A 6,379-nucleotide genomic window follows, 5' to 3' on the forward strand; every position below is an offset into this window, starting at 1 on the left:
TATAGAATTTGGGAAATTAATCAACCTGATTATCAAGGTGATGAGATAGTAAGTTTAGATGAGGGTGGGGTAAAAATATTTTTATGGCGACAAAATTATGATATGCGGATTGATTTACCTAATGATGAGGAGTGGGAATTATTAACTGCTTTTCAAGGAAATTATCCATTTGAAATTATCTGTGAAAAACTCGTTGATGTTGAGCCTCAAGTAGATGTTGGAGTCTTACTTCCATTGTTTGTTCAACGAGGTTGGATTACTGATTTTTATATTGATAATATTAACTAGATATTATTCAATATAAAAAATGGTATTAAAGTTAAATATTGAAATAGTTTAGCTTCAACGAACTTCAACAGTCCTGTATTTGGGTTAAAGCTAATAATATGGGAAAGTTGTCTATCTTCTTTGATTGGAGTTTTTATTTGACCTAATGCTCCGCAAATGCTGTCGCTGGCAATGACAATTGTTTTGCTGGACAAAATATTATATGAAAAAGTTGAGAGACACACCCTAATATTTTTCGGGTGCATCTTCTCAAAATCGAATATTTGGAGATATACTTAAGTTAGGTTTTAAAATTGACGTAGGTTTGCTAGAAATTAGACCTGTGAACCTACTTTTCTTCTTTCTGTTTGCGTTTCAAGGAAGTAGCACCGATAGTACCTATAGCTAGTAAGCCTAGCATAGAAGCAGGTTCGGGTGTTGATTGAACTTCCTCAAACTCATATTTTAAAGTCACTTCTCCTGATACTTCGGAAAGATTAAGACCAGAAAAAAAGTCAAAGCTAAGGTCTCCATCCGCAAAAAACTCGACAACGACATCACCAACAGAAGCTACATCTACAAATGCACTGGTGTTAAACATTTCCCAGTCTGTTATATTCAAATTTACAGAAACCCCATTATCTACTTGAGGGTTGCTAACAAAAATGCTCTCTACATCAGACAAACCAGCAAATGCTCCATCACCAAACAAAGATAAGACAAAACTTCCTTCACAATCCTGGAAAGATGTACATAATTGAGCTGGGTCAAATGCTGAACCTGTAGCAGATAAATTATAGTCTAAAGAAACTCCTGTAAGGTTTCCTACAGAAGAGTCAAAGCCATCAAATGAGATTGGGTTAAAAAAATTGCTTACAGTTTGTTCTATAGTTGCTGCTTGAGCAGGAAGAACAGATGCTATTACAGTTAAAGCAGACGCTAATCCTGCGGTAGTTAATCCAGAAGCGATTGAAAGCTTTTTCAACATAATTAAATTTCCTGAGTTAAGATTTATTGCCTACAACATTAATCTACCCCCCCCCCGAAATTTTCGCAATACTGATGTGCCTAACTTTACAGAATCTTTAATTTTGTCTACAGTGTTTCTAGTTAGTTAAAATCAGTGGAATTAATTACTAGATAAAGGCTTGAAATGTATAGCTACGGCAACAGTAATTATAAATTTTCGATGAAGCTAGACTAAACTTTCCGGATATTATGGTTTAACAACCGTTTTATTACGGCTTCAAATAAATTATAGAAATTTTTATTAGTTAGTATATCTAGGAAGTCTGGGAGTGATATAATAAAAGTCTTTATAAAAAATATTCTTCAGATAATAAAATTTTATTTGGTGTTGTAGATTAACAGAGCGATCGCGGTTGTGCGTTACTACAGGAATTTTCAGTTTATAGCGACTTTCTAGCATGAAAGTTGCGATCGCGAAGGGAAGTTAAAAGTTGAGGAGTAATGAATTAAACTTTGCTCCCCTCTTTTACTTTGTTTATAAGAATCTTTTTGAAAAATGTAGGGAGGTTCCATGGAACCTCCCTACAGGGTTGACTGTTTGCCGTCAAATTAAAACCTCTCCCCCAACCCCTCTCCTGCTTTTGAGAGGGGAGAGGAATATTTTCCCCCAACGCTAGCAGGGAAGGGGGTTGGGGGGTTAGGTTATACTAAAATGGTGCGTTACGACGGATTGCTAAATCTCTTTGCGAGTATAAATTTTAACCGTCTAACGCACCCTACAACCTCTTCGTGTTCCCTCCATACCTATTCCCTGCTCCCCTCTTTTACTTTGTTTATAAGAATCTTTTTGAAAAATGTAGGGAGGTTCCATGGAACCTCCCTACAGGGTTGACTGTTTGCCGTCAAATTAAAACCTCTCCCCCAACCCCTCTCCTCCCAGGAGAGGGGAGAAGGAATATTTTCCCCCAACGCTAGCAGGGAAGGGGGTTGGGGGGTTAGGTTATACTAAAACGGTGCGTTACGACGGGTTGCTAAATCTCTTTCCGAGTCTAAATTTCAACCGTCTAACGCACCCTACAACTTCTCTTCCTTCTTCCCTATTCCCTATTCCCTATTCCCTATTCCCTTCTTCAATAATAATTCTGTATCGCCTTCACCTCTAACGCTTCCGACTTCAACGCTCGAATCGCCGCTGCTGTCGCTTTCGCCCCCGCAATAGTCGTAATCAACGGTATTTTATAATCCAACGCACTCCGCCGAATTTTAATTCCATCTACACGCGCTTCCTCCCCAGAAGGAGTTATAATAATTAACTGAATGATTCCATTTTTAATCCCATCCAAAACATTAGGTCGCCCTTCATGCAACTTCAAGGTCAAACCCACATCTAAACCATGCAAACACAATACCTTCCGAGTTCCTTCAGTTGCCACCACTTTCAAACCTAAGTCAATTAAATCTTTAACCACAGGTACAACTGCTTCCTTATGTCGATCGCTCATTGACACAAACACCGTTCCCTCTAAAGGTAATTTTTGCCCTGCGGATAACTGTGCTTTGGCAAAAGCTTTACCAAAGTCAACATCAATACCCATCGCCTCACCAGTCGAGCGCATTTCAGGTCCTAACAAAGTATCTGTACCAGGGAATTTCGCAAATGGTAACACTGCTTCTTTCACAGAAACATGAGCGGGTATCTGTTCCTCTACAAAACCTAATTCTTCTAACTTTTTCCCAGACATGACTCGCGATGCCATTTTTGCCAAAGGTGTTCCTATTGCCTTAGATACAAAAGGTACTGTCCGCGACGCGCGGGGGTTAGCTTCCAAAATATATACTGTTTCCCCTTGCACTGCAAACTGAATATTCATTAACCCGATAACATTCAACGCTTTTGCTAGAGCAACAGTCCATTGGCGAATTGTTTCCACCGCAGCAGGAGCTAAAGTTTGATAAGGTATGGAACAAGCAGAGTCTCCAGAGTGAATACCTGCTTCTTCAATATGTTCCATGATGCCACCGATAACTACCTGACCAGTACCATCAGCAATAGCATCCACATCTACCTCAATAGCATTTACCAAGAATTTGTCAATTAAGATAGGATGTTCCGGTTCCACCTGTACCGCAAACGTCATATAACGCTCCAACTCTTGGTCAGAATAAACAATTTCCATTGCTCGACCTCCCAAAACATAGGAAGGTCGCACCACCACAGGATAACCAATTTTTTGTGCAACTGCTAACGCATCTTCAAAACTACGAGCAAGACCGTTTGCTGCTTGACGAATATCTAAATCTCGTAAAATTTTCTCAAAACGTTCCCGGTCTTCAGCAGTATCAATGGAGTCTGGAGAAGTACCCCAAATTTTAGTTTGACTTTCTACTTGCTCTAAATATTTTTGTAGAGGAAGAGCTAATTTCAAAGGTGTTTGTCCGCCAAACTGAACAATAATACCTTCCGGGTTTTCTGCCTCAATAATATTCAGTACATCCTCTTTAGTCAAAGGTTCAAAATAGAGGCGATCGCTCGTATCATAGTCAGTCGATACAGTTTCGGGGTTAGAGTTAACCATTATTGTTTCAAACCCATCCTCTCCTAAAGCATAACTAGCATGACAACAACAATAATCAAATTCTATTCCTTGACCAATGCGGTTGGGTCCCCCTCCCAGAATCATTACTTTGCGTTTTTCTGATGGCAAAACCTCTGAGTCTTCTTCATAAGTAGAATAATAGTAAGGTGTCAGCGCCTCAAATTCTGCTGCACAAGTATCCACCGTTTTATAAGCAGGTTTAATTCCCAAACTCAACCGATAACTTCTGACTTCATCCTCAGTAGTCTTACTGCAATAAGCAATTTGGCGATCGCTAAAACCTTGCCGTTTGATATCCCACATCTGCTCTTTTGTCAATTCATTCAGGGGAGTGCGTTTAATCAACTTTTCTGTCTCAACCAACTCCCGCATCTTATCCAAAAACCAAATATCTATTCCAGTCAATTCATATATTTCTTCTACAGTCATTCCCAGTAACAGAGCGTGACGTACTGTAAATAATCTTTCTGGGTTAGGTGTGCGTAACCCCGCTCTTACCTGTTCCAAACTGGGTACCTTTTCCCAGCGATCGCCACCAAAACCACCTCTACCTGTTTCCAAAGACCGTAAAGCTTTCTGAAACGACTCCTGAAATGTCCGACCTATTGCCATTGCTTCCCCAACCGACTTCATCTGAGTAGTCAGCACTGCTTGGGAACCAGGAAATTTCTCAAAAGCAAATCTTGGAATTTTTGTAACTACATAATCAATAGTAGGTTCAAAACTAGCTGGTGTCTTTTTCGTAATATCATTCGGAATTTCATCCAGACTATAACCAACTGCCAACTTTGCAGCCATTTTCGCAATGGGGAAACCAGTCGCTTTTGACGCCAAAGCAGAAGAGCGACTCACCCGTGGGTTCATCTCAATCACAATCACATCCCCATTCACCGGGTTAACAGCAAACTGAATATTCGACCCCCCAGTTTCCACACCTATTTCCCGAATAATTTTAATCGAAGCATCCCGCAATCGTTGATATTCCTTATCCGTCAACGTTTGCGCCGGAGCAACAGTAATAGAATCTCCCGTATGTACCCCCATCGGGTCAATATTTTCAATAGAGCAAATAATCACCACATTATCTGCTAAGTCTCGCATTACTTCCAGTTCGTATTCCTTCCAACCAATCAGAGATTTTTCCACCAAAATTTGAGACACCGGACTAGCATCTATCCCCGCTTGTGCCATCACCTCATATTCTTCTTGGTTGTAGGCAATACCGCCACCAGTCCCTCCCAAAGTATAAGCAGGACGAATAATTAGAGGATATGTTCCTATTTTTTGAGCGATCGCCTTGGCCTCTTCCCAATTACTAGCAATACCCGATGGACAGACCTGGATACCTATCCGGCCCATTGCTTCCTTAAACAATTGACGGTCTTCGGCCATTTCAATCGCAGGTAATTTGGCCCCAATTAATTCCACACCATATTTGGCTAAAGTGCCATTTTTTGCCAGAGAAACTGCTATATTTAAAGCAGTCTGACCGCCCATTGTTGGTAATAGGGCATCTGGTCTTTCTTTAGCAATAACTTTTTCTACAAGTTCTGGGGTTAGAGGTTCAATGTAGGTGCGTTCGGCAATTTCCGGGTCTGTCATAATTGTGGCAGGATTGGAATTTACCAACACTACTTCAAAACCCTCTTCCCTTAGAGCTTTGCAAGCTTGAGTTCCACTATAATCAAATTCACAGGCTTGGCCAATTACAATCGGACCAGAACCAACCAGTAGGATTTTGCGTATATCTTGGCGTCGTGGCATAGACTTATTTTTATTCGTTTGAGAATTAAGACTTAATCCAAAGTATTTTAAGGGTTAGTATAATGGCTGTGTTAGTATATACATACCAATTTTATATTTGGGAATTCAAAGGTATAAGTTTTAAAGACTCTTAATACATACTAAGGATAAAAAAGAAGAGGCAATGATTAATTGTTAATTATTTAATCCTCCTATAGCAATCTTAAATTAGGTTGTAATATTTTATTTTAGGGGTTTGTTCTCCAAACCAAAGTAAAAATTAGATGATAAAGATTAAACCCCTACAGTTTTTTTTACAAATCATTTACGATTGCTATATATTATGATTAATTAATCTGACTTGATAGAAGCCGGAATTAATATTTTTAACTTTTAACTTTTGATTTGTAGGATATATGATACCAATTTCACAAAATATTGCTACAGTCATGGCATAGGGAATAGGGGAAGAAAACAAAGAATAAAAAAAGAGGAAAATTTTTTTTATTTTTACAATTTATGGGATTTATAATTGTTTTATTGTAGGAATAAATCACAGATTAAGATGTAACTTCCTTTTTTTAATTTGGTATGAGTTAATAGAAGTTGGAATTAATACTTTTAACTTTTAAGCAAAAAATTAAGAGCATTGGTAAATCAAGAGATGAAACTTTAAGAGTAATCTGTTTCTGATACCTCTAAATATTTGACCAGAGTAAATGATGGGTATCACTCCTAGTAGAAAATCATCTTACCAATTACCAACCCCATATTAAGATATCAAGCTTCCTCCTTGAAGGGGA

Annotated in this window: 3 protein-coding genes; 1 reads left to right on the forward strand and 2 read right to left on the reverse strand. The window is 38.8% G+C overall.

Annotated elements, in window-relative coordinates; all coding sequences use genetic code 11:
- Positions 1–288: hypothetical protein (locus tag F6K22_RS27375; protein ID WP_483244166.1), on the forward strand; the 288-nt coding region annotated here is incomplete at its 5' end.
- A 328-nt stretch (positions 289–616) separates the two neighbouring features.
- On the opposite strand, the gene F6K22_RS27380 is transcribed toward F6K22_RS27375, so the two are convergent.
- Both F6K22_RS27380 and carB read right to left on the reverse strand, forming a co-directional pair.
- Positions 617–1,255 carry a choice-of-anchor E domain-containing protein gene (locus tag F6K22_RS27380; protein WP_293105358.1) on the reverse strand — a complete coding sequence of 213 codons (639 nt, stop codon included), beginning with the start codon at positions 1,253–1,255 and terminating at the stop codon, positions 617–619.
- Positions 1,256–2,366: 1,111 nt separating this feature from the next.
- Entirely contained in the window at positions 2,367–5,597 is a 3,231-nt protein-coding gene (gene carB, locus F6K22_RS27385) for a carbamoyl-phosphate synthase large subunit (protein WP_293105360.1), read from the reverse strand.
- Positions 5,598–6,379: the final 782 nt, after the last annotated feature.

Origin of the sequence: Okeania sp. SIO2F4 (genome assembly GCF_010672385.1) — a bacterium.
In the GTDB taxonomy this organism is placed as follows: Bacteria; Cyanobacteriota; Cyanobacteriia; order Cyanobacteriales; family Microcoleaceae; genus Trichodesmium.